The organism is Corynebacterium atrinae, from assembly GCF_030408455.1.
GTDB classification, from domain to species: domain Bacteria; phylum Actinomycetota; class Actinomycetes; order Mycobacteriales; family Mycobacteriaceae; genus Corynebacterium; species Corynebacterium atrinae.
Genome location: NZ_CP046977.1, coordinates 677,804 through 702,468, shown reverse-complemented (window position 1 = coordinate 702,468; position 24,665 = coordinate 677,804). Strand labels below are relative to the sequence as shown.

Sequence of the window (24,665 nt, the reverse complement as noted above, 5' to 3'; positions counted from 1 at the left end):
CCCATGTCACCCACGTCCCCTTACCCCATCGAGCTCCAGAACGTCTCCTGCGTGTACGGGCAGGGTCCCCGTCAGGTCGTCGCCCTCGATGATGTGTCGCTGGCGGTCTCCCCTGGCGAGCTCGTGGCTGTCATGGGCCCGTCCGGCTCCGGCAAGTCGACCCTGCTCAATGTTGCGGGGCTCCTCCAAACGCCGACCTCCGGTCGAGTGCTTATCGACGGCGCCGATGCCGCCGATCTCTCCCCATCCCGGTCCGCACAGCTGCGGCGAAGCCGCATCGGATTGGTCTTCCAGCATTACAACCTCGTTCCGACCCTCACCATCGGCGAGAACGTGACGCTTCCCCTCGAACTCGACGGGGTCTCCCCCACCCAGTGCCGGGACGCTGCGGAGATCGCTTTGGCCGAGGTCGGACTCGAGGGCCTGGCGGCGCGCTTCCCCGATGAGATCTCTGGCGGGCAGGCCCAGCGCGCGGCTATCGCCCGGGCACTCATCGGTGAGCGGCGCGTGCTCCTTGCCGATGAGCCCACCGGCGCCCTCGACACCACCACTGGCGACGCCGTCCTGCGCATCCTGCGCGAGCGCGTCGACTCCGGAGCCGCTGGCCTTCTGGTGACCCACGAGCCGCGCCTCGCCGGCTGGGCTGACCGAGTCGTCATGGTGCGCGACGGTCGGATCTTTGATGAGGATGATCAGCGATGAGCACGCTCCTAGCCGCCACTCGGCCGACCCGGCGCGACATGGTGAAACACCCCTGGCGTTTGTTCGCGGCGATGTTGCTCGTCGCCCTGCCGGTGTTTCTCATCGTCTCCATGGGTACGTCCGAGACCTCGACAAACAATGCCCTGCGCACCGCGGAGGTTCACACCACGGCGTGGAAGGGCGGGGGCGCGTCGTGCGTCCAGACGGTTTCCGGATCGAACTCCGAGTGCACCGGCACCTCCAGCACTGGGAACGAGCGCGAGGAACTGGAGCGGGCCCTGCCTTCCGGCTTTCACACCGAGCTGAGCGTCCTCCTCCCAGGTGAACTTCGGGCCGACAATAATCGGACCGTCTATTCCTCAATTCAGCAGCTTCCGGCTGAGTCACTACCGCATAACCTGCAGCCGCGCACCGGCACCCTGCCTGGCTCCGGCGAGATCATGATTTCGCCGAGTATCGCGGACCAACTACAAGTCTCCGTAGGGGACTCCATCACCTTCACTGCCCCCGATCACGAGGCAGCCTCTGGTCCGCTGCGCATTTCTGGCACGATGCCGGGCGCTTGGCCGCTGACCATCCAACCCACCTTGCTCTCCCCGGAATCGGTCTCCACGGAGTCTGAAGGCTTCGGCTCGGGTATTTCGTGGGTGATATCCGGCGACCGGAAGTTCACTTGGGAGGATGTGCAGACCCTCAACTCCGCGGGCTTCGTGGTCAACTCCATGGATGTCAAGGCCAATCCGCCTGCGGAGGAGGACATCGATCCGGCGATGCGCGGATTGGATCCCATCTATCCCGACCAGTCGTGGAGTTTCTTCCTCTCCTTCATCATTCCGAGCATCGTATTGATCGGGATGCTCATCCTTCTTCTAATCTCGCCTGTGTTCACCATCGCAGTCTCTCGCCGGACGAAGGTATTCGCCCTGATGAGTTCCCAGGGGGCGACTCCGCGTCAGATCCGCTGGGCAGTGCTCGCCTATGGCCTTGGCGCAGGCTTGGTTGGTGCGACCCTCGGCGGGGTTATCGGCCTCGCCACAGCCACCGGTTGGTGGATGTATCGCTATCCCGGATGGCCGATGGATATCCCGTGGCAGATTGTCGGTGCCGCCTGGGCGGCGGCGGTGATTGGCTCGGTCGTGGCGGCATTCTTGCCGGCGGTGCTGGCATCGCGGGCGTCGATAAGCGCCGGCATCGCCGGGGCAACACCGGACCGCATGATGCGCTGGCGACCGTGGATGGCGGTCGGCCCTGTCGTTCTTGTGCTGACCTTCGCGGTTTTGGCAGTGATGCGGAAAGCCATCCCGGTTTGGTACATGTTTTATGATTCTTTCGGCAAGCTGGTTGTCGTCGCCGCATTGGCCGCTTCGGCGCCGGCCTTGGGGTGGATTATTGCCCGGCTCGGCCGATCCGCGCCGCTCATCATGCGTCTTGCCGCCCGTGATGCCGGACGGCAGATGATGAAGACGGCTCCGGCACTCGCCGCGATCATGTCCGTGTCGTTCGTGGCTGTCAACGTGTGGACGAGCGCGGAGACATCGAACAATCGGCAGCTCACGGAGACCGCAGCGGTGTACCAGTATGACACTGCAACTATCGCGTCGTCTCGCTACTTGTCCCAGGAAGTGAAGAAGGAGGAGCTGCAAAGCACCCTCGACAGCGTCAAGGTGATTACTGGTCCGGCCAAGGAGGTAGACCTGTACGGCACACGCATGTCCTATTCCACCGGGCTGCCCAACGCGACCCTCGCCATCAAGTTCCCGGACTGCAATTCGCCTGAGGAACTGGCGATAGAAACATGCTCGGAGCTGTACGACACTTCCTGGGTATCTGGCCCATTCAGCTTGGGATTTATGAACACCTTCATCGGGGGATCTGACTTGCTGGAGATGTTCACCCTTAGCGACGCAGAGCGCCAGGAGGCTACAGCCGCACTGGAACGGGGCGTGATTCTCATCCCCACAGCCCAGGCACCCCTCATCGAGGCTGATGGAACGGCGCTGTTTGAGATCCAGACGGGAGACACCTCCGAGCCCATCCAACTCCCGGCGAAGGCGATCCTGCCCGCCGGTGCAGGCGGCTCGATCGTTCCGCCCGCAACCGCCGAGGAGATTAAGCTCCCTTACGAGTACCTGGGCACCACTCTGCTGCCCTTGAACAAGTTGACCTACGAGCAGCGCTCCGAGATCACGAAATCGCTCCAAGAATCGACTATCGGTCTTAACGTGAACTTCACTCCCTCCTATGGCGTCAGCTGGAAGTACACTGCGCCACTGGTGGCCGCGATTCTGGCGCTCGGGGTGGTTGTGGTGGTCGCCCTGGTCCTGGCCCTGTCGATGCAAACATCGCGTCGCCACTTCGCGCTTATCGACGCCCTCGGAGCCTCACCGTCACTCCCCTCCCGGGCCACAGCCCTGTTTGCGGGCGGCTTGACCCTCGCCGGCACCCTCACGGGCACCGCCACCGGGCTGTTGTTTACCTGGCTGACATTGCAAACCGACTTCATCGATTCCTCCACCGGCCAGGTGATCGGCAATGGAGATCTGCGCTTCTTCCAGATCAGCTGGTACCCCGTCATCGCGTTGGTGGTGGTTGCCCCGCTCCTAGCCGCTGGGGTGGGCTCCTTGTTCCATCGCCGCCGTAGAGAATTGGAGTATCGGGAGACCTAAGGTTCTTCCTCCGCGAACCCCACCTAGGTTTTGTCGGGTGGGGTTTTCTCACGCCTTTGCGGGCCGACTAGTCCATATTTTCACCCCCAACTCGATGCAACACAAGTTAATTTTAGTCACATTAGTAACATAGAAAACATAGCCCTGACCTGCCATTTTCCTGGACGTTGAAGAGCGAAAACCTCTCTACCTGCACATTTATCCGTTGATCCTGCGGAGGATTACAGGTAGCTTTAACTCGTTCCCAATCACGAGAAGGTTGACGCATGTTCACACGCTTCGGAGGCAAGGCTTTTCTTGCTGCCACCGCCATCGCCACCATCGGAATCACTTCCACCCTGGTTGCCCCTTCCGCCTCCGCCCAGGAGGCTTCTTTTACGGTCAATCAGAACGGAGTGAGCGGCTTCGACGCCGATGACGCTAGCACCGCCCTCAAGGCGATCATTCGACTCGCAGAGGCCGCCAACGAGGGCAAGGTCGCCGCCGCGGTCGACCCCAAGGCAGATGCCGGAGATGCGGGCAGCTCGGACGCTAATGTCATCATCGACCCCCTCATGCTCCTCCTCGGCAGCTCCGGTCCTGACATCCTGCCGAAGGATCTCAGTGACCTCCTCGGGGTCACCACCACCATGCGACCCGTCCGCGGTCAAACCGCCGACGGACGCACCGTCGTGTTCCCCACCAGCGGCACCTACACGTCGGGATACGGCTCCCGCTGGGGCGCGACCCACGAGGGCATTGACATCGGCAACTCGGTCGGCACACCCGTTCTCGCCGTCATGGACGGAACGGTCATCGATTCCGGACCCGCGCAGGGCTTCGGCAACTGGATCCGCATCCGCCACGACGATGGCTCCATTTCCGTCTACGGCCACATGTCCACCCTGGACGTCAACGTCGGCGAGCGAGTCACTGCCGGTCAGCGCATCGCCGGCATGGGCAACGAGGGCCAGTCCACCGGCCCCCACCTCCACTTCGAGATCCGCCCCGACGGCGCAAGCCCGACCGACCCCACCGCTTGGTTCGCGCGGAACGGGATTACCGTTCGTTAGAGCTTTTCCATGGGCACGCCGCCGATGAGCATGAGGCGCACCTTGCCGGATGACCCGAAATCGATGGTCACCGTGGCACGGGCACCCGAGCCGTCGGCGGCGATGACCGTTCCCAGGCCATATTTATCGTGGTTAACGCGATCCCCCACTGCCAGTTGCAGGTTGTTATTGCGCGAGGCCTTGGGCAGGCTCGGTTTCTTTTTCGGCACGCTCGGCCGCTGATAGCCGGAGCTCATCCCCCACGCATCGGAGAAGGAATGCTCCGGTTCCTCCCGGCGCCAATCAATGAGCTCCAGCGGAATCTCTGCCAGGAAGCGACTCGGTGGGTTGGTCACCGAGTTGCCCCAGGAAGATCGCAGCATGGCTCGGGTGAGGTAGAGCTGCTCCCGGGCGCGGGTAATGCCCACGTAGGCCAGGCGCCGTTCTTCTGCCAGCTCCTTGGGATCTCCCAGGGCACGCAGGTGCGGGAATTGGCCGTCCTCCCAGCCAGTGAGGAACACGACGGGGAACTCCAGGCCCTTGGCAGTGTGCAGGGTCATGAGCGTGACCACGCCCTGCTCATTGTCGGGGATCTGGTCGGCATCGGCGACCAACGAGACCTTTTCCAGGAAGGCTTGGAGTGAGCCCGGCTGCGCCTCACCTTCCTCCAGCTCGAATTCATCCCCATCCATTTCGGCGTAGGCAACTTGGTTCGCCGCCTCTGAGGAAAACTCCCGAGCCACGGACACGAGCTCGTTGAGGTTATCCAAACGAGCCCCATCTTGCGGGTCGTTGCTCGCTTCCAGTTCACCGCGATAGCCCGTGATGTCGAGAACTCGGCTGATCAACTCGCCGAGGTCCGGCATCCCCGTCACCTCGTTGGTCATCGACGGCATCTCTGCGCGCACGGCGTCCATCATCTCGTTGAACTTTGCTACCGCATTGCGTCCGCGCGCGCCGAGGAAGTCCACCTTGTCCCCCGCGGCGTCGATAAGCGCCTGTCCGAAGGACTGATTGTTGTTCTCCGCGTGCAACGCGATGAAGGCCTGCGCCCGGTCGCCGATGCCACGGCGGGGGGTATTGATGATGCGCCGCAGGCTCACCGTGTCATCCGGATTGTCCAGGACCCGCAGGTAGGCGACCAGATCACGGATCTCACGGCGCTCATAAAAGCGCGTGCCGCCGACCACCTTGTATGGAATGCCGGAGCGGATAAAAATGTCCTCCAGTGCGCGGGAAGCATTGTTCGTGCGGTACATCACCGCCACATCGGCATAGGTCTTTCCCTTATCGACGATCGCGTCAATCTCCCCAGCAACAAACCGCGCCTCGTCGTGTTCGTTGTCCGCCACGTAGCCGATGATCTCCTGGCCGGTCCCCAGCGCCGTCCACAGCTTCTTCTCCCGGCGGCCATCATTGCGGGAAATGACCGAGTTCGCGGCATTGAGAATCGTCTGAGTCGAGCGGTAGTTCTGCTCCAACAGAATCGTGCGTGCCTGCGGATAGTCTCGCTCGAACTCCTCGATATTGCGGATCGTGGCCCCACGGAAAGCGTAGATCGACTGATCCGAATCACCCACGACACACAATTCCGGGGCATCCGGCCCATCCCCGACCAAACGGGCGATGAGCATGTACTGCGCGTGGTTGGTGTCCTGGTACTCATCGATGAGGACGTGGCGGAAGCGACGCCGGTAGTAATCCGTCACCGCCGGATGCTCGGTGAAGATCCGCACGACCTCACCGATCAGGTCATCGAAGTCCACGGCATTGGCCGACCGCAGCCGCCGCTGATAATCCTTGTACACCTGCGCGACGGTGATCTCGAAAGGATTGCGAGTCGCCTCCGCATCCGCGATGGCTTCCTCCGGCCCAATCAGCTCATTCTTCAAATTGGAAATAGCGCTCGCCAGAACTCGCGCCGTAAACCGCTTGAGGTCCAGCGAATGATCCTTAGCGATCATGCTGAGCAGCCGGCGCGAATCATCCGAATCATAGATGGTGAAGTTGGTGTTCAACCCCGGCACCAGCTGCGCTTGCTGCCGCAAAATACGCACGCACACCGAGTGGAACGTGGACACCCACATCCGCTCCGCGACTGGGCCCACGAGGGCGGCGACGCGCTCCTTCATCTCCGCCGCAGCCTTGTTGGTGAAGGTAATAGCCAAGATATCGAAGGGAGACACCCCTCGCTGGCTCATCAAATAGGCGATTCGCCGAGTAAGGACGGCGGTCTTCCCAGAACCAGCACCGGCGACGATGAGAAGCGGGGAGCCCGCGTGCTCAACGGCAGCGCGCTGCTGCTCATTGAGACCGAGGGTGAGATCCTGGGAAGAAGGCTGAGGGCTGGGAGCAGGGCTGGGAGTAAACGGCGATTCCATGATGTCTAACAACCTACTCGTAGGACCCGACACAACCCCCGTGGCACAATGTGGGGCATGAACGATGCTGCTGAGAACCAGTTTGAAATCCGGATGCCCTCCGGCACCGAAGACCCACTGTCAGATGCGGAAATTCAGCAGTACCGCCAGGAAATCGACCGACTCGACCGGGTGATCCTCGACGCGGTCAAGCGCCGCACCCAAGTATCCAAGGCGATCGGCAAGACGCGGATGGGCTCCGGGGGCACCCGGCTGGTGCACACCCGCGAACTAGCCATCATCAATCAGTTCCGCGAGGAACTGGGCCCGGAGGGCCCGGAGATTGCCTCCGCACTGCTGAAGATGGGGCGGGGACGATTGGGGTAAACGCGGACGTCGATAAGCGTCTTGCTAGTCCGTCGAATCGAAGACGACCTCAAACTCGAGAAGTTCCGCACCACTGGCAACGGGCTTGCGGGCCTCGCCGCTGTGGGCTGCGCGGGCGTCACCGTCGCGCCAGGCAGCATAGGATTCTTCGTCGGCCCAGCGGGTGACCACGAAGTAGCGGTCCTCGCCGGCGACGGGGCGCAGGAGCTGGAACCCCTCGAAACCAGGGGAGGAATCGACGGCGTGCTTTCGGGCGGCGAAGCGGGCTTCCAGCTCCGGTCCGGCGTTCTCGGGGACAGTGATGGCGTTGATCTTAACGATGCTCATGTGATCATCATGCCTTTTATTTACCTCTGGCGGCGGGATGGTCGGTTCTTCACTAGATTCGGGGTAGGTACGCATATTGTCCATCGATTTAGGAGCCCACACCATGGCTGACATCACCCTCTCCGCCGAATGGAAGAACCTGGAGGCCGTGTACGAGCGGACTCAGGCCACCACGCTGCGGGAGTTGTTCGCCGCTGATCCGGAACGCGCACACAACCTCACCTTCGACGCTGCGGGTCTGCACGTGGATCTTTCCAAAAACCTCATCGATGAGGAGACGGTGGAGGCGCTCATCGCCTTGGCCAAGGAAGCCGAGCTGACGGACACGATTGAGCAGATGTTCACTGGCGCTCACCTCAACAACACTGAGGATCGCGCAGTGCTCCACACGGCGCTGCGTCTGCCGGTGGAACAGGACCTGGAGGTCGACGGCCAGGACGTTGCGGCCGATGTCCACGAGGTCCTGGGTCGTATGCGCGACTTCGTCTCCGCCCTGCGTTCCGGCAAGTGGCAGGGTCATACTGGCCACACGATCAAGAAGATCGTCAACATCGGCATTGGTGGCTCTGACCTCGGGCCCGCCATGGCTACCCTCGCGCTGCGGCCCTACGCCACGGCGGGTATCACCGCCGAGTTCGTGTCCAACGTCGACCCGGCTGACATGACGGCTGTGTTGGATAGTCTCGATGCAAATTCGACGCTGTTCATCGTCGCGTCGAAGACCTTCACCACCCAGGAGACGTTGGCCAATGCCCACGCCGCTAAGCGTTGGTTGCTGGAGAAGTTTGATGGCGATGAGTCGGCAGTGGCCAAGCACTTCGTCGCTGTGTCCACCAACGCTGAGAAGGTCGCGGAGTTCGGCATCGACACGGCAAACATGTTCGGTTTCTGGGATTGGGTGGGCGGCCGCTACTCCGTCGATTCAGCCATCGGCCTGTCGCTCATGGCGGTCATCGGCCCACATGACTTCGTCCGTTTCCTTGAGGGTTTCCGCGCGATGGATGAGCACTTCCGCTCGACTCCTTTTGAGAAGAACGTTCCGGTCCTCATGGCCCTGCTGGGTGTGTGGTACTCGAACTTCCATGGCTGCGACACCCACGCGGTGCTCCCCTACTCCCAGGATTTGGCCCGCTTCCCCGCTTACCTGCAGCAGCTGACCATGGAGTCCAACGGCAAGTCCGTGCGTCGCGACGGCGCGCGCGTGTCCTACTCCACGGGTGAGATCTACTGGGGCGAGCCGGGCACCAACGGCCAGCACGCCTTCTACCAGCTCATGCACCAGGGCACCCGCGTCATCCCCGCCGATTTCATCGGCTTTGCCCGCCCCAAGGATGACCTGCCCACTGCCTCGGGCGAAGGCTCCATGCACGACCTGCTCATGGGCAACCTCTTCGCTCAGTCCAAGGTCCTGGCGTTTGGCAAGAACTCCGAGGAAATCGCCGCGGAAGGCGTTCCAGCTGAGTTGGTTGAGCACAAGGTCATGCCAGGTAACCGCCCTTCCACCACGATTCTCGCGGAGGAGCTGACCCCGGCGGTGTTGGGTGCGCTCATCGCCCTTTACGAGCACATCACCTTCGTCCAGGGTGCAATCTGGGGCATCAATTCCTTCGACCAGTGGGGCGTGGAGCTGGGTAAGGCGCAGGCCAACCAGCTGGCTGCCGCCGTGTCCGGTGAGGAAGAGGTTAACTCCGGCGACTCCTCCACCGACTCATTGATCCGTTGGTACCGGTCGAAGCGGTAGGTAGATCCACTTACCGCACGACAACGTCCGCCCCGAGCCCAGCCGGTTCGGGGCGTACGTTTTTTCTTCCTCGCTCCAGCGGTTGGCCAAGCGTGGGAAACACTCAGAAATTTTGGTGCGAAACTATATGCCAGCAGCGAAAAGTATGGTTATCTCAACGTCATGGGCGAAGCCATTTCTTCCGAGAACTACACCCCGAGCCAGCGGACTAGGTACCGCCAACGCCTCGGAGCTGACTTGGAAATTTTCGATGCCCACCTTCAGTCGGCGGAGTTCGAGAACAAGGGCACTATCGGGCTGGAGCTGGAGCTAAATCTCGTCGATGAGAATATGCAACCGGCGCTGGTTAATCGCCAGGTCCTGGAGGGCCTGGATGAGGAGTACCAGTCGGAGATCGGCGCCTTCAACGTCGAGATGAACCATCCGCCGCTGTCAGTCGAGGGTGACGGCCTGCAGAAGATGCATGACGGCATCGCCTCGAGGCTCGATCAAGTCCGCGAGGCGGCGAAGGCGGCAGACGCCCAGGTGGCGATGATTGGCACGCTTCCGACCGTGACCAGGGAGCTGCTTGAGGGCCCGGAGTGGATGACTCCGGAAAACCGCTATCGGGCCTTGAGCAACACCATCATGGAGACCCGCGGCGAACTCATCCACATCGATGCCTCCGATCGGGAATATTGCCGGCACGACTTCATCAATATCGCGCCGGAAGCTACGTGCACGTCGATGCAACTGCACCTCCAGGTAGCCCCCGAGCGTTTCCCGGCGGCGTGGAATGCCTCGCAGGCTATCGCGGGCATCCAAGTGGCCTTGGCTGCCAATTCCCCATTGTTCCTCGGTAGGAAGGTGTGGCACGAGTCCCGCATCCCGGTGTTCACCCAATCCATTGATACGCGGACCCCGGAGTTGGTGAACCAGGGGGTGCGCCCCAGGGTGTGGTTCGGCGAGCGGTGGATTACCAGCGTGTTCGACCTCTTTGAGGAGAACGTGCGGTATTTCTCCCCGCTCATCGCCGAGCACAAAGAGGCAACCGACGCCCCCGCCTCCCAGGGCAGCCCGACGCTGCACTACCTCAACCTCCACAACGGAACTGTATGGCGCTGGAATCGACCAATTTATGCCCCCGGCAAGGAGAGGCCCCACCTGCGGGTGGAAAACCGACTTCTTCCGGCGGGCCCCACGGTGTCCGACATCATCGCCGATTCCGCTTTCTACTATGGAATGGCCAAGTACCTCGCGATGGAAACTCGTCCCGTATGGTCGCGGCTGACATTCGCGGATGCGGAAGCCAACTTCCAGGTGGGGGCGCGGGCGGGCATGTTTGCCCGGATGACGTGGCCGACGCTGGGGAAGATCGACGTCGCGACGCTGGTGAGTGAGCACTTGCTACCGCAGGCGAGGCTCGGGCTGGAGGCCCTCGACGTCGATAAGCATGTCATCGACCACTACTTGGGCATCATCAGGGAGCGGGCTCGGACGCGCCAGAATGGCGCGATGTGGCAGTTGCGTACGCTCGACGCCATTCATCCCGGCGGCACGGTCCCGGATTCACCGGCCCGGCGCGAGGCGCTGGCGAGCATGTTGCGGCTCTACCTGCAGCATCAGGCGACGGATGAGCCCGTGCATACGTGGACCATCGGAGCTTAAAGCTTGACCATCGGTTCGTAGCCAAAGGGGATGCGGTCCGAGGGGACGATCTCCTTGCCGAAGGGGAAGCAGGTCACGGGGATCATCTTGACGTTGGCGATGGCCAGCGGGATGCCGATGATGGTGATGGCCTGCGCGGCGGCGGTGGTGATGTGCCCGATGGCCAGCCACAGGCCCGCGATGAGGAACCAGATGACGTTGGTGATGGCGGAGAGGCCGCTGCCGCCGCCCTTTTTCTGCACCACGGTGCGACCGAACGGGGCGAGGGCGTAGTTGGCCATGCGGAAGGAGGCGACCCCGGCGGGGATGGTGACCACGAGCAAGCAAGCGAGGATGCCGAAGAGGAAGTAGCCGGCCGCGAGGAAGAATCCGCCGAAGATAAACCAGGCGATGTTGAGGAGGAGGTTCATAGCCCCAATTTAGCGCCTTCACTACGATAAATGGCATGGACGAGAACCTGCGGCTGTCAGACAACGATCGCATCAACGCGCTGCAAGCGCTCGCGTCGCATTACGCCGAGGGTCGCTTGGAGTACCAGGAGTTCGATGAGCGCACGGCGGTCGCGAGCACTGCCCGCATCAATGCTGATTTGCTGCCCTTATTCGCGGACTTGCCGGGCGGGATCGAAGAGGCGTTGACACCGACGCGCACCACGGCGGTTCCTGCCATACCGGACAGCGAGCTGCAGGAGCTAGCCACCATCAAGGAGAAGGGCAAGCGCGTCGAGATGCTCGATGGGGCGATTTTCTCCGTGACCCTGGCGTCGTTTTTCATCCTCATGTTTGTCTTCAACGTCTCCATGGCCTGGGTGGTGTGGCCCGTGATGGCCGGCGTCATGGTTATCCCCCGCCTGCTCAGCGGATTCTCGGATGCGGATGAGAAAGCCTACGAGGACTTGAAGAAGATCGAGGAAAAGGAGCGAAAGCTGCGGCTCGAGCAGGCAACCGACCGGTTGCGCGAATTGGAATAGCAGCTCCCCAGCGACCCACTCGGGGTAGTCTTCCGACATGCTGAATTCGATCGTCGATTGGGTGGTCTCCCTCATGGAGTCGCTCGGCGCCCCGGGCGTGGGTATCGCCATCCTGTTGGAAAGCGTCTTCCCGCCGATCCCCTCCGAGGTGGTGTTGCCGCTCGCTGGCTTCACGTCGACACAGGGAACACTCAACGTCTACGCAGCATTCCTCTTCGCCACGCTGGGCTCCGTGCTTGGCGCGTATCTACTTTATTGGTTGGGGGCGGCGGTCGGTGCGGATCGCCTGCGCCGGATCGCCGGTCGCCTGTGGCTGGTGGACCCGTCGGACGTGGATAGGTCGCTGGCGTTTTTCGATCGCTACGGCAAGGTGTCCATCTTCTTCGGGCGACTCATTCCCGGTATCCGCTCGCTCATCTCCATTCCGGCGGGTATCGACCGCATGAGTCTGCTCACTTTCGGCGCGCTCACAGCCACCGGGTCGGCGATCTGGAATGCCTTTCTCATCTGGCTCGGCGTGCTGCTCGGTGAGCGTTATCAGCTCGTGGAGGTCTACATCGGCAAGTACGCCACGGTCATCTACGCCCTCGTGGCCCTCGCTCTGGCCGGGGCTCTCATCTATCTCATCCGCCGGGATCGCGTGCACAAGCGGGCTACTCCGCCGGTTGGCAGCGAGGACACCACCAAATAACCCGTTCCAGCTCTTCGCGGCCATTGCCCAGCATCGCCTTTTCGATCGGCGTGCCGCAGCGACGGCAGGGCTTGCCGTTGCGGCCAAACACGTAGGAGGTCTCACCTGCGCGTTTGATCCCGGTGGTCACCCGCACGGGTGAGGTGCGGTTGGCCCACATGATCCGCCGCGTCACGTCGAGCACCTTCCCCACGTCCACCTGGCTGACCGGGGTGGCGGGATGAATCCCGCACAGGAAACACGCCTCGGCGCGATACTCGTTGCCCACTCCGGCCAAGTTGTGCTGGTCCAGCAAAGCTGTCCCAATGCTTCTCGACGCCCGCCCCCTCACCCTGCGGCACGCCTCCTCGCGGTCCCAGTCGTCCGCCAGGATGTCCGGCCCGAGGTAGCCCATCCGTTCGTGATAGTCGACGGTGCGAAACACCTCGACTAGGCCCAGTGAGTGACCCACGATCTCGATCGGACGGGGGTGCGGGGTACCGGCTAGCTGGAGCACAACCCGCGCCGTGTGCCCCGGTTTACGCCAGCGGTCTCCCGAGAGGTGAATTGCCCAAGTCCCCTCCATTTTCAGGTGCGTGTGCAAGATCCGCTCGCCGAACTGCATGAACAGGTGCTTGCCGTAGGGCCACACCCGGTCGACCGTTTCCCCGCTGAAATCTACGAGCGCCACCGAAGGCACGCGCAGCGAACACGCCACCACCTCCCGGCCGGCCATGAATTGCAGGCGCTGGGACAATTGGAGGACGGAATCACCTTCGGGCACGGGCCTTAATCTACTCCCGCTGCACGGGGCGCGTTTCCCGCCGCCACCAACCCCCCGATTGTGTATCCCAGTGCGACGGCTGTGGGTGTGCCTCGCGCCCCGTGCCGGTGCCGATTATGCCCATACCTTTGCCACCACCACCGAGCAGCCGTGCCCATCATGGTGGGAATTAAAGATCGTCCAGGGCTTGGGTCATGGTCCTCCCCCTAACAGGGGTGCGAGGGGCCGCACTGCGTCCCCCGATGCGTGCCCCCTTCGGGCCTATCGACGCCCCCGCCTCCCGCAATGCCTCCAGCATTGGCGAACTGAACACCGGTTCACCATTGAGCTTTTCCACCGTCAATGGCTGAGCCGTCGCCTGCGCCAGGGCGTGGACGATGATGCCGATGTGCTGCTCGTCGAAGACGGTGAGGGTCCGCCCACCCCGGGTGAGGTGGGCCAGCAGCACGCCGTCGGCGATGACGACCATCGCGCCCGCCGCCCGGCTCGGTCCGGTCTCCGGCCACGGCAGCGCTGCACCATAGGGGTTGGCGGGATCTGCGGCGGCGAGGACATACACATCGGGGTCAGTGGTTCCCGACGGCCACCCTTCGATGTCGGTGGAATCATCGCAACCACGCAGCCGGTCGATGACCGCCGGGGTGGAGAACTGCGACGCCCCCAGTCCTTCGACGAGATAGCCGCGCATCGCCTTGCCGGACTCCTCAAAACTGCTGAGCACTTTGTAGGCCAACGCGAACCCGCCCAGGACATCTTCGGCGACGATGCTGCCGCGCGTGACCACCCCGTAGCGGTCCAGCCACGTCTCCCCCAGCGCCACCGAGCGGGTCGTCGCATTGTGATCCGCCCGGGTGCTCAGCGCCCACCGCCCAGCCATGTCCAGGGGCGGTCCCAGTCGACGACGCGTGCGGTTGGGGCGACGACGGGCGCGATGAGCCGTGGTTCCTCCCGTCGACGCCAACCGCGCCCGCAGGGGGCCAAAGCCATCCGGGCTCACCAGTCCGGCATCCACCAGTCCCCACAGGGCTTCGCGCAATTGCTCCGCCGTCACTAGGTCGGTCAGTTCCGCCGCCAGGCCACTGAAGAGGAAACCACCGCCGCGGCGCAGGATCTCCATGACCTGTTCCTGGATGAACGTCAGGCCCTCCGGCTCGATGTCGGCGACGATTTCTGGCGCAATGTCCGTTGGCAGCAGCATAATCCACGGGTCCCGGGCGGCCGCGGTACCGGCCCCCTGGATGACCACCTCGCCATTCGCGGTCAGCTCATCGAGCATGCTGGGCTGGTAGTCGCCCACGCGTCCCGGCAGTACTAAGGATTCCCAGGCGCTCGCGGGCAGTCGAACGCCGGCGAGCCGCTCGATGACCGCGTACACCCCATCGGCGCCTCGCAAGGCTGGACGTTTACCCACGGGAGCGACCTGCTGCCAGTCCGCCAAGAAGCGTGCAAAGGCAGTCTGCGATACGGGTTGGGTAGCCGCGCGGGCGGCGGCGAGCGAACGCCGCCGCAAGATCGTCAGCACGTCCGCCGAGCAGTACTCCTGCTCGTCGATGCCCTGTCGGAAGCGACCGTCGATGACGCGGCCGTCGGCAAGCAACGCCTGCAGGGCGGAGTGGGCGGCGCTGGCCCCCAGGCCGAAGGCCTCAGCCAGATCCCGCAGGACGAACGGGCCGCGCGTGCGGGCCCAGCGGGAGACCAGCTGATCGAGCGCGTCGAGGATGGTGCCCTGCTGGGCGGCGACGCCCGGAGGGACGGGGACCCCGAGGGCGTCGCGAAGCAGCGGCGCGTCGAGGGACTGCGCGACATGCGGCACTCCCCCAATCCGGACCTCCATGGCGCGATCGTCGAGCGGCGCGGGCCAGGAGAACGTGATCTTTTCCGGCACGGTCTCGACGGGGATGGGGCCGAGCAGGCGGAGGATGTCATAGAACTCTTCGGGGCTGCGCGCCCGCCGATCAGCCGCGGTGCGCTGCAACTGGGCATGCACCTCGGCGATGATCTCCGGGTCTAGCAACTCACGAAGCTCCACCGTGCCGAGCAACTTAGCCAGCAACCCCGGATCCAACGCCAGGGCGGCAGCGCGCTTTTCGGCGAGGGGGCTATCTCCCTCGTACATAAACGCGCCGGTGTAGTTGAACAGCAACGATGAAGCGAAGGGACTGGGTTGCTCCGTGGTCACCTCCGCAATGCGGATGCGCCGGCTCCCCAGATCGGCACACACCTGCGTCAAGGCGGGCAGGTCATAGACATCCTGGAGGCACTCGCGGACCGTCTCCAAGATGATGGGGAAGCTGGGGTATTTCCGGGCGACGTCGAGAAGCTGGGAGGCGCGCTGCCGCTGCTGCCACAACGGCGCCCGCTTGCCAGGATTGCGGCGCGGCAGGAGGAGCGCCCGGGCGGCGCACTCCCGGAAACGGGAGGCGAACAGGGCCGAATTGCCCACCTGATCGGAGACGATGTCGCCAATGTCCTCGGCGTCGATAAGAAAGATCGACGCGTCTGGTTCGGTCTCCCCCTCCGGCAGGCGCAGGACAATGCCGTCGTCGCCGGCGACGGCCTGAACATCCATGTCGAAGCGCGAGCCAACAGCCAGCGCCCACGCCGCATTGACGGGGCGGCCGAAGGGGGTGTGCAGCACGACCCGCCAATCCCCCAACTCATCCTTGAACCGCTCCAAGACCAGCGTTTTCTCATCCGGGATAATGCCCGTGGCCTCGTGTTGCTCTTCGAGGAAGGCGAGGAGGTTGCTGCGGGCATGAACGTCGAGATCTCGAGTCTCGGCGATCGTAGGATCGGTGTGGACCTCGCGGCGGAACCGGCCCAGGGCCACCCCTAATTCGAAGGGGCGGCCCGCGGCATCACCCGTCCAGAAAGGCAGCCGACCGGTGTGACCCGGCGCGGGGCTGACCAGGACCTGATCGCGGGTGATGTCCTCGATGCGCCAGCTCGACGCCCCCAGGGTGAACACGTCGCCCACCCGGGACTCGTAGACCATCTCCTCATCCAGCTCCCCAACCCGGCGCGGGGCACCCTCCCCACCGAGGAGGAACACGCCGAACATGCCACGATCAGGGATGGTGCCACCGGAGGTCACCGCGACTCGCTGGGCCCCGGGGCGCGCCTGCAGCTGGCCGGTGATGCGATCGAAATGGACCTTGGGGCGCAGCTCCGCGAAGTCCGTCGAAGGGTAGACGCCGCTCACCAGGTCGATGACCGCGTCAAACACATCCCGAGAGAGGTCGCGGTACGGCCAGGACCGCCGCACCATGGCGTACCACTCCTCCACATCCCAATCACTAACCGAGACCGCCGCGATGGTTTGCTGGGCCAGCACGTCCAAAGGAGAGTTCGGCACGTGGAGTTCCTCGATGAGGCCCGCGCGCATCCGCTGCACCGTGACGGCCGATTGCAGCAGGTCCGAACGGTGCTTGGGGTAGAAAGAGCCGTGGCTGACCTCGCCGACGGAGTGCCCGGCGCGGCCCACCCGCTGCAAGCCAGAGGCGACACTCGGCGGTGACTCCACTTGAATGACCAACTCCACCGCACCCATGTCGATGCCCAACTCGAGGGAGCTGGTGGACACCACGGCTTTGAGCGCCCCCTCTTTGAGCAGGCGCTCCGTGGTGGCCCGCTCGTCCTTGGACACCGAACCGTGGTGGGCCCGGGCGATCACCGGAGGCGCTTTCCCCGCCTGGAGCGAGGGAACCATGATCTGAGCGGGCGGGCGCCGCAGCTCCGGGGAGAGCGAGTCTGGATCGTGGATCTCGGCGTAGATCTCATTGAGCCGACTGGTCAGGCGCTCGGCGGAGCGACGGGAGTTGACAAAGACCAGCGTGGAGCGGTGCGCCATCACCTCGTCGTAAACGTCCTGCTCGATGAAGGGCCAGATGGAACGCTGCTGCCCGATCACCGGCTCGCCGCTGAGCCCCAGCGGATCATCGATGGTGGCCTCACCGATCGTCGATGCAATCTCGGGCACCGGCAGGTCCGACATGTCCTCGACACCGACGTGGACGTTGAGCTCCCACTCCTTGTCCGCTGGCGGAGCGATGATCTCCACGGGCCGGTCCCCGCCGAGGAAGTTGGCGACAGTCTCCAGGGGCCGGACGGTGGCCGATAGCCCAATGCGCTGGAACCCACCCGTCAGCCGGGCCAGGCGCTCCAAGGTCAATGAGAGGTGGACGCCCCGCTTGGTGCCCGCCAACGCGTGGATCTCATCGATGATGACCGTGTCCACCGTCTTCAAGATGCCCGCTGCTTTGGAGGTGAGCATGAGGTACGCCGATTCGGGCGTAGTGATGAGAATGTCCGGCGGCTTGCGCACCTGCCTCGCCCGCTCCGCCGCCGGGGTATCACCGGAACGCACACCAACGGAGATGTCCGGCAGATCAAGTCCGAGGCGATCAGCAACGCGGCTGATTCCCGTTAGCGGAGCGCGCAAATTGTTCTCTACATCCACTCCCAGCGCCTTCAACGGTGAGATGTAGAGCACGCGTACACCATCGTGACTGGCCTTCGGATCAGCCACCGGGAGGGCTGTTTGGCCGGGCCTTTCGACTAGGGAATTTAGCGCCCACAGAAAAGCCGCCAGCGTCTTTCCTGAGCCAGTTGGGGCCACTACCAGGGCATTGTCGCCATCGGCGATGGCTTGCCATGCTCGCTCCTGCACCGGGGTGGGCGCAGCGAATACCTCCGTGAACCAGGTGGCCACTTGGGGGCGGAAACGCTGGAGGATGTCCTTGGCCATGCCCAACTTTAACCCGCGCGGTAATGTCGGTTGCATGACAGCTCAGCTTGACGACGCCCGCCTCACCCGCCTCCTCGCACAAGGCACGGGTGAGATCCTCAAGGGAGTCCGCAACGTCGGCGCGCTGCGCGGCCGCAACCTCGGTGATGCAGGCGATGACCTCGCCCAGAACTGGATTGCCCGCGTCCTAGAGCAGCACCGCCCCGACGACGGCTTCCTCTCCGAGGAAGCGGCCGATAACCCTGAACGCCTGGATAAGGAACGCGTCTGGATTATCGATCCGCTCGACGGCACCAAAGAATTCGCCACCGGCCGCTCCGATTGGGCCGTGCACATCGCCCTCGTGGAAAACGGCATCCCCACCCACGCCGCCGTCGGCCTGCCCGACCTCGGCGTGGTCTTCCACTCCGATGAGGCCCGCGCGGTCGGAGGCCCCTACGCCAAGAAGATCGCCATCTCCCACAACCGACCCCCGAAAGTCGCCCTGCACATCGCAGAGAAGCTGGGCTTCCAGACGGCGGCGATCGGCTCCGCCGGTGCCAAGGCCATGCACGTCTTGCTCGGTGATTACGACGCCTACGTCCACGCCGGCGGCCAGTACGAGTGGGATTCGGCTGCTCCGGTGGGTGTGGCCAAGGCTGCTGGCCTGCACTGCTCCCGCCTCGACGGCTCGGAGTTGACCTACAACCACAAGGACACCTTCCTCCCGGACGTGCTCATCTGCCGCCCGGAGATGGCGGAGGAAATCTTAGGCATTGCCGCGGACTTCCTGGCTGAAAACGGCCGCTACTAGTCCCTGTTCATCCCAGCGGTATGGTGGAGCGCATGACCGACTCCGCCATTGACACGCCCTACGAAGATCTCCTCCAGGAAATCTTGGACCAGGGTGCCCAGAAAGGTGATCGCACCGGCACGGGCACCCTCAGTGTGTTCGGCAGGCAACTACGCTACAACCTCGCCGAGTCCTTTCCCCTGCTCACCACTAAGAAGGTGCACCTGCACTCCGTCGTTGGCGAACTGCTGTGGTTCCTGCGCGGGGAATCCAACATCAGCTGGCTGCAGGACAACAGCATCCGGATTTGGAACGAATGGGCCTCCGAGGACGGCGAGCTGGGCCCGGTGTATGGCGTGCAGTGGCGCTCCTGGCCGACTCCCAACGGCACCCACATCGACCAGATCGCCGGGGCTTTGGAGTTGCTCCAGTCAGATCCCGATTCGCGCCGCAACATCGTCTCCGCGTGGAACGTCAGCGAACTAGACAAGATGGCACTTCTCCCCTGCCATCTGCTCTTCCAGCTTTACGTCGTCGACGGCACTCTGTCCATGCAGGTTTACCAGCGCTCCGCAGACATGTTCCTCGGCGTTCCCTTCAACATCGCCTCTTATGCCCTGCTCACGCACATGTTCGCGCAGCAGGCCGGCCTCAAGGTAGGCGAGCTCATCTGGACCGGCGGCGACTGCCACATTTACGACGACCACCTGGCCCAGGTCCGCGAGCAACTCTCCCGCGATGCGCGCCCCTACCCGCAGCTAAAGCTGCGGAAAGCCCCCTCGCTGTTTGATTACACCTTCGATGACATCGTCGTCGAAGGCTACGACCCGCACCCGACCATCAAAGCCAAGGTGTCCGTTTAATGTCACTTCTCGGGGCCATCTGGGCGCAATCCCTCGACGGGATCATAGGCGACGGCCAGTCCATGCCCTGGCACCTGCCCGAAGACTTAGCCCACTTCCGCGAGGTCACCACCGGCCATCCCGTCATCATGGGCCGCCACACGTGGCTGAGCCTGCCGCCAGCCTTTCGCCCCTTGCCGGGCCGCGACAACTACATCCTCTGCTCCAGGGAACCCGGTCAGTGGTCAGCCGGCGGGCACGTCATTTCTTCCCTGACCTATCCCGACCAAGAATCCTGGGTCATGGGCGGCGGACAAGTCTACGCCGCGACCATCGACGACGTCGACGTCCTCGAAATCACCCTCATAGGTGCCCACCTGGGAGATGCTCTCGGCGACCGCGCCGTTTTCGCCCCCGACATCCCCGCCAGCTTCGGGTTAGTTTCCGACACCGACTGGCTGATCTCCGACAAAGGCCGGCTTACCCTCGACGGTCACCGCAGCGATCTCCCCTTGCGGTACCGTTTCTTGCGTTACCAACGAAAGGAAGCCGCATGACCGCCAACCCCGCGCACGTCACCATCTACGCCACCGACTGGTGCCCCTACTGCCGAAACCTCATCAGCCGCCTTAACCGGACGGAAACCCCCTACGAGCTTATCGACGTCGACGCCGACACCGATGCCGCCGCCTGGGTCGAATCGGTCAACAACGGCAACCGCGTCGTCCCCACCGTCAAATACTCCGACGGCACCCACGCCACCAACCCCGAGGCCTCGGCAGTGCGCCGCAAGCTGGAAGAACTCAGCGCTTAGGAGTTTTGGGGGCGTTAGTCCTCGTCGTCCTCGCCGAAAAGCTCCACCATATCCGCCGGAGACAACGACGAATTCAGACCCGACAGCTCCAGCGAATACACCTGCTTCAGGTAATTATCCAGCACCTTCGACAGCTGCTTGGCGTCAATCTTGTTGAGCAACAAAATGCGTTTCGACGACCCACCCGGCACCTGCTTCTCGATCGACAACACCGGCACACCGTCCTTGGTCACAATTTCGACGACAATGTCCCGGCGCTGGACATCAGTAAAGGTGGGCTCGTTCTGGGCCACGGCTGTGGTCCTTTCTCACATCAATGTAGTGGGGGTGCTTTAAGGTCCTCCCTACAGACTAGTTGGCGCCCCATGAGTTTCCGACTCCTCCCCCATATGCGCTAACCTAGTCACGTCCAGCCCTAGTAGCTCAGTGGATAGAGCACCGCTCTCCTAAAGCGGGTGTCGGAGGTTCGATTCCTCTCTAGGGCGCTTTTTCATGTCTCGAGACATCGTTCCACTCAGAACCACGGGCGCCGGGAGCCACTAGTTGGGCTCCCGGCGCATCTTTATGTGGCACGTTCGAGCGGTGCGATCTGGCGGGTGCCAAAATTCTCTAGAATGAATGGTATTACTTTCCGTTTCCGCAGGTCGCAGGGAATCGGGTTTTACATTCTAGAGAATTTTGGCCATCGCGACTTCCTGATCGCGACCCCAGACCCGAGCCGGCGTGCAAAATGCTCAGCCCTGGTACGGAAAATGGACGATGGGTCGCATGATCTCGTTTAACACGTCCTCTCCATATGCCGATGCGCGCCGCGGTCAAGTCCGCGGGAGTGGTGTTTCTGCCTTTCGATAAAACAGGCAGGATGACGGTGCAAGGGCCGTCCCGAGCCCGGTAGTGGTGTCGACTCATGCGACCTCCTGAGTGGATTCGCCGGCATCGATGACGGTGGCGCTCATCATGGCCTTCGTCTGCTCCAGTGCCGTGAGCGACATGTAGCGCTTCTGCTGTATCCAATCGTCATGCTGCTCGGCCAGGACCGCGCCCACCAGACGCACCACGGCGTCCCGGTTGGGGAAGATCCCGACGACGTCGGTACGCCGGCGGATCTCCCGGTTCAGCCGCTCGGTGGGGTTATTCGACCAGACTTTTTTCCACACGCTCTTCGGGGCGTGGGTGAAGGCCAACAGCTCGTCTAGGGACTCCTCCAGGTAGTCGGCTACGTGCGGGAACTTCTGCTCGCAGAAGGTCACGACTTCGCGGGTCTGGGCCCACACCGATGCTGCATCCGGTTGCTGGAAGATCGTGTGGAACATCGCCGATAATGTCGGCCACTGCGTCTTCGACACCAGCCCGGACAGGTTCTTCGCAAAATGAGTGCGGCACCGCTGCCACGACGCATTCGGCAGGACCTCGCCGATCGCGTGCTGGATACCCACGTGCGCATCACTGGTGACCAGGTACACCTCATCTAGGCCCCGGGCCTTGAGATCGCGGAAGAAGCCGGTCCATGAGGCGACTGACTCGGATGTGGCGACCTGCATGCCCAGCAATTCCCGGTAGCCTTCGGCGTTGACGCCGGTGGCCAGCAGCACGGAGGTCTTGACCACCCGTCCGCCTTCGCGGACTTTCATGGTTAGGGCGTCACACGAGACGTAGAGATACGGGCTGGTATCCAGCGGCCGGGTGCGGAAATCCTCCACCATGGAGTCAAGATCCTTGGCCATCTCGGATACCTGCGACTTCGACAGGTTGGATATCCCGAGGGTGGCGACCAGGTCGTTCATCCTGCGGGTGGACACGCCCTTCAGGTAGCAAGTGGCGATGACGGTGGTCAGGGCCCGTTCGGCTCGGGTGCGTCGTTCTAGCAGCCAGTCCGGAAAGAATGAGCCGGTGCGCAGCTTCGGCACGGCGACATCCACGGTGCCGACGCGGGTGTCGAGGTCGCGGTGGCGGTAGCCATTGCGGACGTTGACGCGAGCATCACTGGTGGTGGCGTAATCGGCGCCGCAGACCTGGTCGGCCTGGGTCGACAGAATCTGGTTGATGAAGCTTTGGAGCATCTCGCGCATCAGGTCCGGCGAGGCCTGGGAGAGTAGATCGTCGAGGTAGGTGGTCGGGTCGATAGAATGGGGGCCAGCGGCCATCGTGGGTTCCCTTTCGAGGAGAGGTAAGAGTTGATTCGAAAGGTACTGCGGTGGTCGCCCACATTTTCTCTGGGGGTCGTCACCGGCAGTTACAGATACACCACGCTAAAGGACGTAACCCGCGCCGCCGTATCCGTGCCTGGCTCCGCACCCTCTGAGCTCCTTCACCTCGGTCAGAATGATCGAGGATGCCAAAAGGGCAATTCGAGATGACCCATTAATCGAGCAGCCGATTGCCAGCACTCGATTAATGGGTGAAGTCAAATCACCCTTTTCACACCAGCACCTCCCCCTAGCCCATTGAGGCAGATGTTGCTACTGTGGCCATTGTGAAGAATGTGTCTGTTAGCCGCCGCACCTTCCTACGTACCGCCGCTGTTGCCGCCGCCGTAGGAACCGTGGGCGCCAGCGTCCCCCAAGCCCATGCCCTAGGACCCATCCTGGGCACCGTCATCGATTACGCCGCAGGTGTGCCCTCGGGCGCGTCCGTGAAGGCGGCCGGTCACCTCGGCGCCGTGCGCTACGTGTCGCAGCGTCGTCCGGACGCACAGTGGATGGTCGGCAAGCCGGTCATGCTCAATGAGACGCGTGATTTCGCCGCGAACGGCCTCTCCACTGCCTCCGTGTACCAGTTCGGCCGCGCTAATACCGCTGACTGGCTCCAGGGCGCTGCCGGGGCCGCCGTGCATGCCCCGCAGGCTATCGCGCTGCATCGCGCGGCGGGTGGCCCCAATGGCCGTCCGATCTACGTCGCTATCGATGACAATCCGACGTGGGATCAGTACAACCGCCAGATCCGCCCGTACCTGCAGGCGTTCCAGCTGGCACTGAGTGCTGCGGGCCTGCAGACGGGCGTCTACGGCAACTACAACGTCGTTGAGTGGGCGTCGCGGGACAACATCGGCACCTTCTACTGGATGCACGATTGGGGTTCCGGCGGCAAGATCCACCCGCGCACCACGATCCACCAGTTGCCGGGGTCGCAGCAGCGCAAGATCGGCAACCTCACGGTGGATATCAACAATGTCTATGCCCACGACTGGGGCCAGTGGATGCCGGGTCAGGCTCCGTCCGCCCCCGCAGCGTCGAGCCCGGGAATTCCGAGCATCCCGGGTCTGCCGAACATTGATCAGAACCAGATCAACCAGATTGTGAAGACGGTGCAGGGCCTGTCCAGCTAGGCGCTACCTCACCCTTGCGGCCTCATTGATCTCGTCGGATAGTTGAAATTCGACGAGATCGGTGAGGTCGTTTGACGTTCCCGTTACGGCTGCGGCGACGATGAAGTTCTCCCCGAAGGACACCGAAGAATGAAGGTCACCCGCGTCCGACCAGCCCCACTTAGTTCCAATGACCCCAGGCAGCGTGGAGGTGCCAAAGTCCTGCCCGTAGCCGTCAGCAGCCACGGGGCTGGCTTCCGCCATAGCGACGAGGATGGGATGGGTCGGATTCTTCTGCATGAGCTGGGCAATGAAGCTCACAACGTCGTAGGTTGACGTCACCGAATAGCCCCACTGTTCGTCGGCCCGGGTGGAAGTGAGCCCATACTTTCTGGCCACCGCGGTGATCGACGTCGGGTATTTTTCATACAAGTCGTCTGCGGACCGGTCGTCGGAGGAGCTGATCATCTCGATCGCCTCGTATTGTTCGGCGAGGGAGCCGCGCTCGAGGACGTAGTCCGCGATGTAGAGCTTGCTCAGGCTCAGCGCTGGACGCGCGAACCGCTCGGTGGCGGTGCCGGTGCGATGGCCGTCGGAAAGCCGGTAGAAGCTCACCTGCGAGCCCATCGCGTAGTCGTCGAAGACCCCAGTGTCCGGCCCCATCGGGGCCGCTGAGTCAAAGAGCTTGACGACGCTCCCGCCTTCCCCGCCTCCAGCGTCTAACTCGCTCTCCCCGCCGGTGCGGCCGAAGAGGAAGACAACGGGCACCGCAATGAGTGCCATGATGACGACGATGGCGAGGACGATCGTCGTCAAGCGACCTTTAGTTGAAGACACATCTACAAATAATAGTGCCACCGTCGCGATTGCTATCGCGACGGTGGCACTTTTCTATGCGGAG

At 63.1% G+C, this 24,665-nt stretch carries 22 protein-coding genes and 1 tRNA gene; 15 read left to right on the top strand and 8 right to left on the bottom strand.

Annotated elements, in window-relative coordinates:
• Nucleotides 1-3 precede the first annotated feature (3 nt).
• The 3 genes from CATRI_RS03540 (at nucleotide 4) to CATRI_RS03530 (ending at nucleotide 4,420) form a co-directional block, all read left to right on the top strand.
• Nucleotides 4-702 carry an ABC transporter ATP-binding protein gene (locus CATRI_RS03540; RefSeq protein ID WP_221710151.1) on the top strand — a complete coding sequence of 233 codons (699 nt, stop codon included), beginning with the start codon at nucleotides 4-6 and terminating at the stop codon, nucleotides 700-702.
• Complete coding sequence (locus CATRI_RS03535) at nucleotides 699-3,368, top strand: ABC transporter permease (RefSeq protein ID WP_290219790.1); 2,670 nt, start codon at nucleotides 699-701, stop codon at nucleotides 3,366-3,368. The genes CATRI_RS03540 and CATRI_RS03535 overlap by 4 nt, the downstream gene beginning before the upstream one ends.
• Nucleotides 3,369-3,634: 266 nt before the next feature.
• The gene (locus CATRI_RS03530; protein ID WP_290219788.1) at nucleotides 3,635-4,420 is read left to right on the top strand and encodes a M23 family metallopeptidase; all 786 of its coding nucleotides are present in this window, start codon (nucleotides 3,635-3,637) and stop codon (nucleotides 4,418-4,420) included.
• On the opposite strand, the gene pcrA is transcribed toward CATRI_RS03530, so the two are convergent.
• Nucleotides 4,417-6,780 (bottom strand): DNA helicase PcrA, encoded by a 2,364-nt coding sequence (pcrA, locus tag CATRI_RS03525; RefSeq protein ID WP_290219786.1) that lies wholly within the window; start codon nucleotides 6,778-6,780, stop codon nucleotides 4,417-4,419. The two genes, CATRI_RS03530 and pcrA, sit on opposite strands and share 4 nt — an antisense overlap.
• Nucleotides 6,781-6,837: 57 nt before the next feature.
• Here pcrA and CATRI_RS03520 point away from each other — a divergent pair, with 57 nt between their 5' ends.
• Entirely contained in the window at nucleotides 6,838-7,146 is a 309-nt protein-coding gene (locus CATRI_RS03520) for a chorismate mutase (RefSeq protein WP_290219784.1), read from the top strand.
• A gap of 24 nt (nucleotides 7,147-7,170) precedes the next feature.
• On the opposite strand, the gene CATRI_RS03515 is transcribed toward CATRI_RS03520, so the two are convergent.
• Nucleotides 7,171-7,473: an antibiotic biosynthesis monooxygenase family protein gene (locus tag CATRI_RS03515; protein ID WP_290219782.1), complete on the bottom strand. Its 303-nt coding sequence runs from the start codon at nucleotides 7,471-7,473 to the stop codon at nucleotides 7,171-7,173.
• Nucleotides 7,474-7,576: 103 nt separating this feature from the next.
• Here CATRI_RS03515 and pgi point away from each other — a divergent pair, with 103 nt between their 5' ends.
• Nucleotides 7,577-9,214, top strand: a complete 1,638-nt coding sequence (gene pgi / locus CATRI_RS03510; protein WP_290219780.1) for a glucose-6-phosphate isomerase — start codon at nucleotides 7,577-7,579, stop codon at nucleotides 9,212-9,214.
• Nucleotides 9,215-9,376: 162 nt separating this feature from the next.
• Nucleotides 9,377-10,861 carry a glutamate-cysteine ligase family protein gene (locus tag CATRI_RS03505; protein WP_290219778.1) on the top strand — a complete coding sequence of 495 codons (1,485 nt, stop codon included), beginning with the start codon at nucleotides 9,377-9,379 and terminating at the stop codon, nucleotides 10,859-10,861.
• Here the strand turns inward: CATRI_RS03505 and CATRI_RS03500 are convergent.
• A complete protein-coding gene (locus CATRI_RS03500; protein WP_290219776.1) occupies nucleotides 10,858-11,271 on the bottom strand; it encodes a YccF domain-containing protein in 414 nt (137 codons plus the stop codon). The two genes, CATRI_RS03505 and CATRI_RS03500, sit on opposite strands and share 4 nt — an antisense overlap.
• A gap of 35 nt (nucleotides 11,272-11,306) precedes the next feature.
• Here CATRI_RS03500 and CATRI_RS03495 point away from each other — a divergent pair, with 35 nt between their 5' ends.
• Nucleotides 11,307-11,831, top strand: coding sequence for a DUF1707 SHOCT-like domain-containing protein (locus CATRI_RS03495; protein WP_290219775.1), 525 nt, complete (start codon nucleotides 11,307-11,309; stop codon nucleotides 11,829-11,831).
• Nucleotides 11,832-11,868: 37 nt separating this feature from the next.
• Nucleotides 11,869-12,522, top strand: coding sequence for a DedA family protein (locus CATRI_RS03490; protein WP_290219773.1), 654 nt, complete (start codon nucleotides 11,869-11,871; stop codon nucleotides 12,520-12,522).
• Here the strand turns inward: CATRI_RS03490 and CATRI_RS03485 are convergent.
• Both CATRI_RS03485 and CATRI_RS03480 read right to left on the bottom strand, forming a co-directional pair.
• A complete protein-coding gene (locus CATRI_RS03485; RefSeq protein WP_290219771.1) occupies nucleotides 12,485-13,285 on the bottom strand; it encodes a DNA-formamidopyrimidine glycosylase family protein in 801 nt (266 codons plus the stop codon). The two genes, CATRI_RS03490 and CATRI_RS03485, sit on opposite strands and share 38 nt — an antisense overlap.
• A 169-nt stretch (nucleotides 13,286-13,454) precedes the next feature.
• The gene (locus CATRI_RS03480) at nucleotides 13,455-18,032 is read right to left on the bottom strand and encodes an ATP-dependent helicase (RefSeq protein ID WP_290220936.1); all 4,578 of its coding nucleotides are present in this window, start codon (nucleotides 18,030-18,032) and stop codon (nucleotides 13,455-13,457) included.
• Between the two features lie 34 nt (nucleotides 18,033-18,066).
• On the opposite strand from CATRI_RS03480, the gene CATRI_RS03475 reads away from it, so the two are divergent.
• From CATRI_RS03475 to CATRI_RS03460, 4 genes are read left to right on the top strand one after another with little or no spacing between them, the layout of a single operon-like run.
• Nucleotides 18,067-18,825: a 3'(2'),5'-bisphosphate nucleotidase CysQ gene (locus tag CATRI_RS03475; RefSeq protein WP_290219769.1), complete on the top strand. Its 759-nt coding sequence runs from the start codon at nucleotides 18,067-18,069 to the stop codon at nucleotides 18,823-18,825.
• Between the two features lie 32 nt (nucleotides 18,826-18,857).
• A complete protein-coding gene (locus tag CATRI_RS03470) occupies nucleotides 18,858-19,667 on the top strand; it encodes a thymidylate synthase (RefSeq protein WP_290219767.1) in 810 nt (269 codons plus the stop codon).
• Nucleotides 19,667-20,203, top strand: coding sequence for a dihydrofolate reductase (locus CATRI_RS03465; protein WP_290219766.1), 537 nt, complete (start codon nucleotides 19,667-19,669; stop codon nucleotides 20,201-20,203). Before CATRI_RS03470 ends, CATRI_RS03465 begins: the two co-directional genes overlap by 1 nt.
• Nucleotides 20,200-20,460, top strand: a complete 261-nt coding sequence (locus CATRI_RS03460; protein WP_290219764.1) for a mycoredoxin — start codon at nucleotides 20,200-20,202, stop codon at nucleotides 20,458-20,460. The genes CATRI_RS03465 and CATRI_RS03460 overlap by 4 nt, the downstream gene beginning before the upstream one ends.
• Before the next feature lie 14 nt (nucleotides 20,461-20,474).
• Here the strand turns inward: CATRI_RS03460 and CATRI_RS03455 are convergent, their stop codons facing one another.
• Nucleotides 20,475-20,753, bottom strand: coding sequence for a cg0963 family protein (locus tag CATRI_RS03455; protein ID WP_290219762.1), 279 nt, complete (start codon nucleotides 20,751-20,753; stop codon nucleotides 20,475-20,477).
• 119 nt (nucleotides 20,754-20,872) lie between these two features.
• Between CATRI_RS03455 and CATRI_RS03450 the strand changes: the two genes are divergently transcribed.
• Together CATRI_RS03450 and CATRI_RS03445 are read left to right on the top strand one after the other, a co-directional pair.
• Nucleotides 20,873-20,945 (top strand) — tRNA-Arg (locus CATRI_RS03450).
• Nucleotides 20,946-21,183: 238 nt separating this feature from the next.
• A complete protein-coding gene (locus CATRI_RS03445; RefSeq protein ID WP_353959734.1) occupies nucleotides 21,184-21,312 on the top strand; it encodes a ClbS/DfsB family four-helix bundle protein in 129 nt (42 codons plus the stop codon).
• Nucleotides 21,313-21,365: 53 nt separating this feature from the next.
• On the opposite strand, the gene CATRI_RS03440 is transcribed toward CATRI_RS03445, so the two are convergent.
• Entirely contained in the window at nucleotides 21,366-22,604 is a 1,239-nt protein-coding gene (locus tag CATRI_RS03440) for an IS256 family transposase (protein ID WP_290218607.1), read from the bottom strand.
• Nucleotides 22,605-22,942: 338 nt separating this feature from the next.
• On the opposite strand from CATRI_RS03440, the gene CATRI_RS03435 reads away from it, so the two are divergent.
• The gene (locus CATRI_RS03435; protein ID WP_290220934.1) at nucleotides 22,943-23,785 is read left to right on the top strand and encodes a DUF1906 domain-containing protein; all 843 of its coding nucleotides are present in this window, start codon (nucleotides 22,943-22,945) and stop codon (nucleotides 23,783-23,785) included.
• A gap of 3 nt (nucleotides 23,786-23,788) precedes the next feature.
• Here the strand turns inward: CATRI_RS03435 and CATRI_RS03430 are convergent, their stop codons facing one another.
• Nucleotides 23,789-24,601 (bottom strand): hypothetical protein, encoded by an 813-nt coding sequence (locus tag CATRI_RS03430; protein WP_290219760.1) that lies wholly within the window; start codon nucleotides 24,599-24,601, stop codon nucleotides 23,789-23,791.
• Nucleotides 24,602-24,665 lie beyond the last annotated feature (64 nt).

Bases quoted from the DNA above. Each gene is read 5' to 3' on its own strand.
- CATRI_RS03460 (WP_290219764.1), top strand. From the start codon at position 20,200: ATGACCGCCAACCCCGCGCACGTCACCATCTACGCCACCGACTGGTGC.
- CATRI_RS03480 (WP_290220936.1), bottom strand. From the start codon at position 18,032: ATGGCCAAGGACATCCTCCAGCGTTTCCGCCCCCAAGTGGCCACCTGG.
- CATRI_RS03440 (WP_290218607.1), bottom strand. From the start codon at position 22,604: ATGGCCGCTGGCCCCCATTCTATCGACCCGACCACCTACCTCGACGAT.
- CATRI_RS03500 (WP_290219776.1), bottom strand. From the start codon at position 11,271: ATGAACCTCCTCCTCAACATCGCCTGGTTTATCTTCGGCGGATTCTTC.
- CATRI_RS03535 (WP_290219790.1), top strand. From the start codon at position 699: ATGAGCACGCTCCTAGCCGCCACTCGGCCGACCCGGCGCGACATGGTG.
- CATRI_RS03540 (WP_221710151.1), top strand. From the start codon at position 4: ATGTCACCCACGTCCCCTTACCCCATCGAGCTCCAGAACGTCTCCTGC.
- CATRI_RS03475 (WP_290219769.1), top strand. From the start codon at position 18,067: ATGACAGCTCAGCTTGACGACGCCCGCCTCACCCGCCTCCTCGCACAA.
- CATRI_RS03465 (WP_290219766.1), top strand. From the start codon at position 19,667: ATGTCACTTCTCGGGGCCATCTGGGCGCAATCCCTCGACGGGATCATA.
- CATRI_RS03505 (WP_290219778.1), top strand. From the start codon at position 9,377: ATGGGCGAAGCCATTTCTTCCGAGAACTACACCCCGAGCCAGCGGACT.
- pcrA (WP_290219786.1), bottom strand. From the start codon at position 6,780: ATGGAATCGCCGTTTACTCCCAGCCCTGCTCCCAGCCCTCAGCCTTCT.
- CATRI_RS03470 (WP_290219767.1), top strand. From the start codon at position 18,858: ATGACCGACTCCGCCATTGACACGCCCTACGAAGATCTCCTCCAGGAA.
- CATRI_RS03515 (WP_290219782.1), bottom strand. From the start codon at position 7,473: ATGAGCATCGTTAAGATCAACGCCATCACTGTCCCCGAGAACGCCGGA.
- pgi (WP_290219780.1), top strand. From the start codon at position 7,577: ATGGCTGACATCACCCTCTCCGCCGAATGGAAGAACCTGGAGGCCGTG.
- CATRI_RS03520 (WP_290219784.1), top strand. From the start codon at position 6,838: ATGAACGATGCTGCTGAGAACCAGTTTGAAATCCGGATGCCCTCCGGC.
- CATRI_RS03490 (WP_290219773.1), top strand. From the start codon at position 11,869: ATGCTGAATTCGATCGTCGATTGGGTGGTCTCCCTCATGGAGTCGCTC.
- CATRI_RS03530 (WP_290219788.1), top strand. From the start codon at position 3,635: ATGTTCACACGCTTCGGAGGCAAGGCTTTTCTTGCTGCCACCGCCATC.
- CATRI_RS03495 (WP_290219775.1), top strand. From the start codon at position 11,307: ATGGACGAGAACCTGCGGCTGTCAGACAACGATCGCATCAACGCGCTG.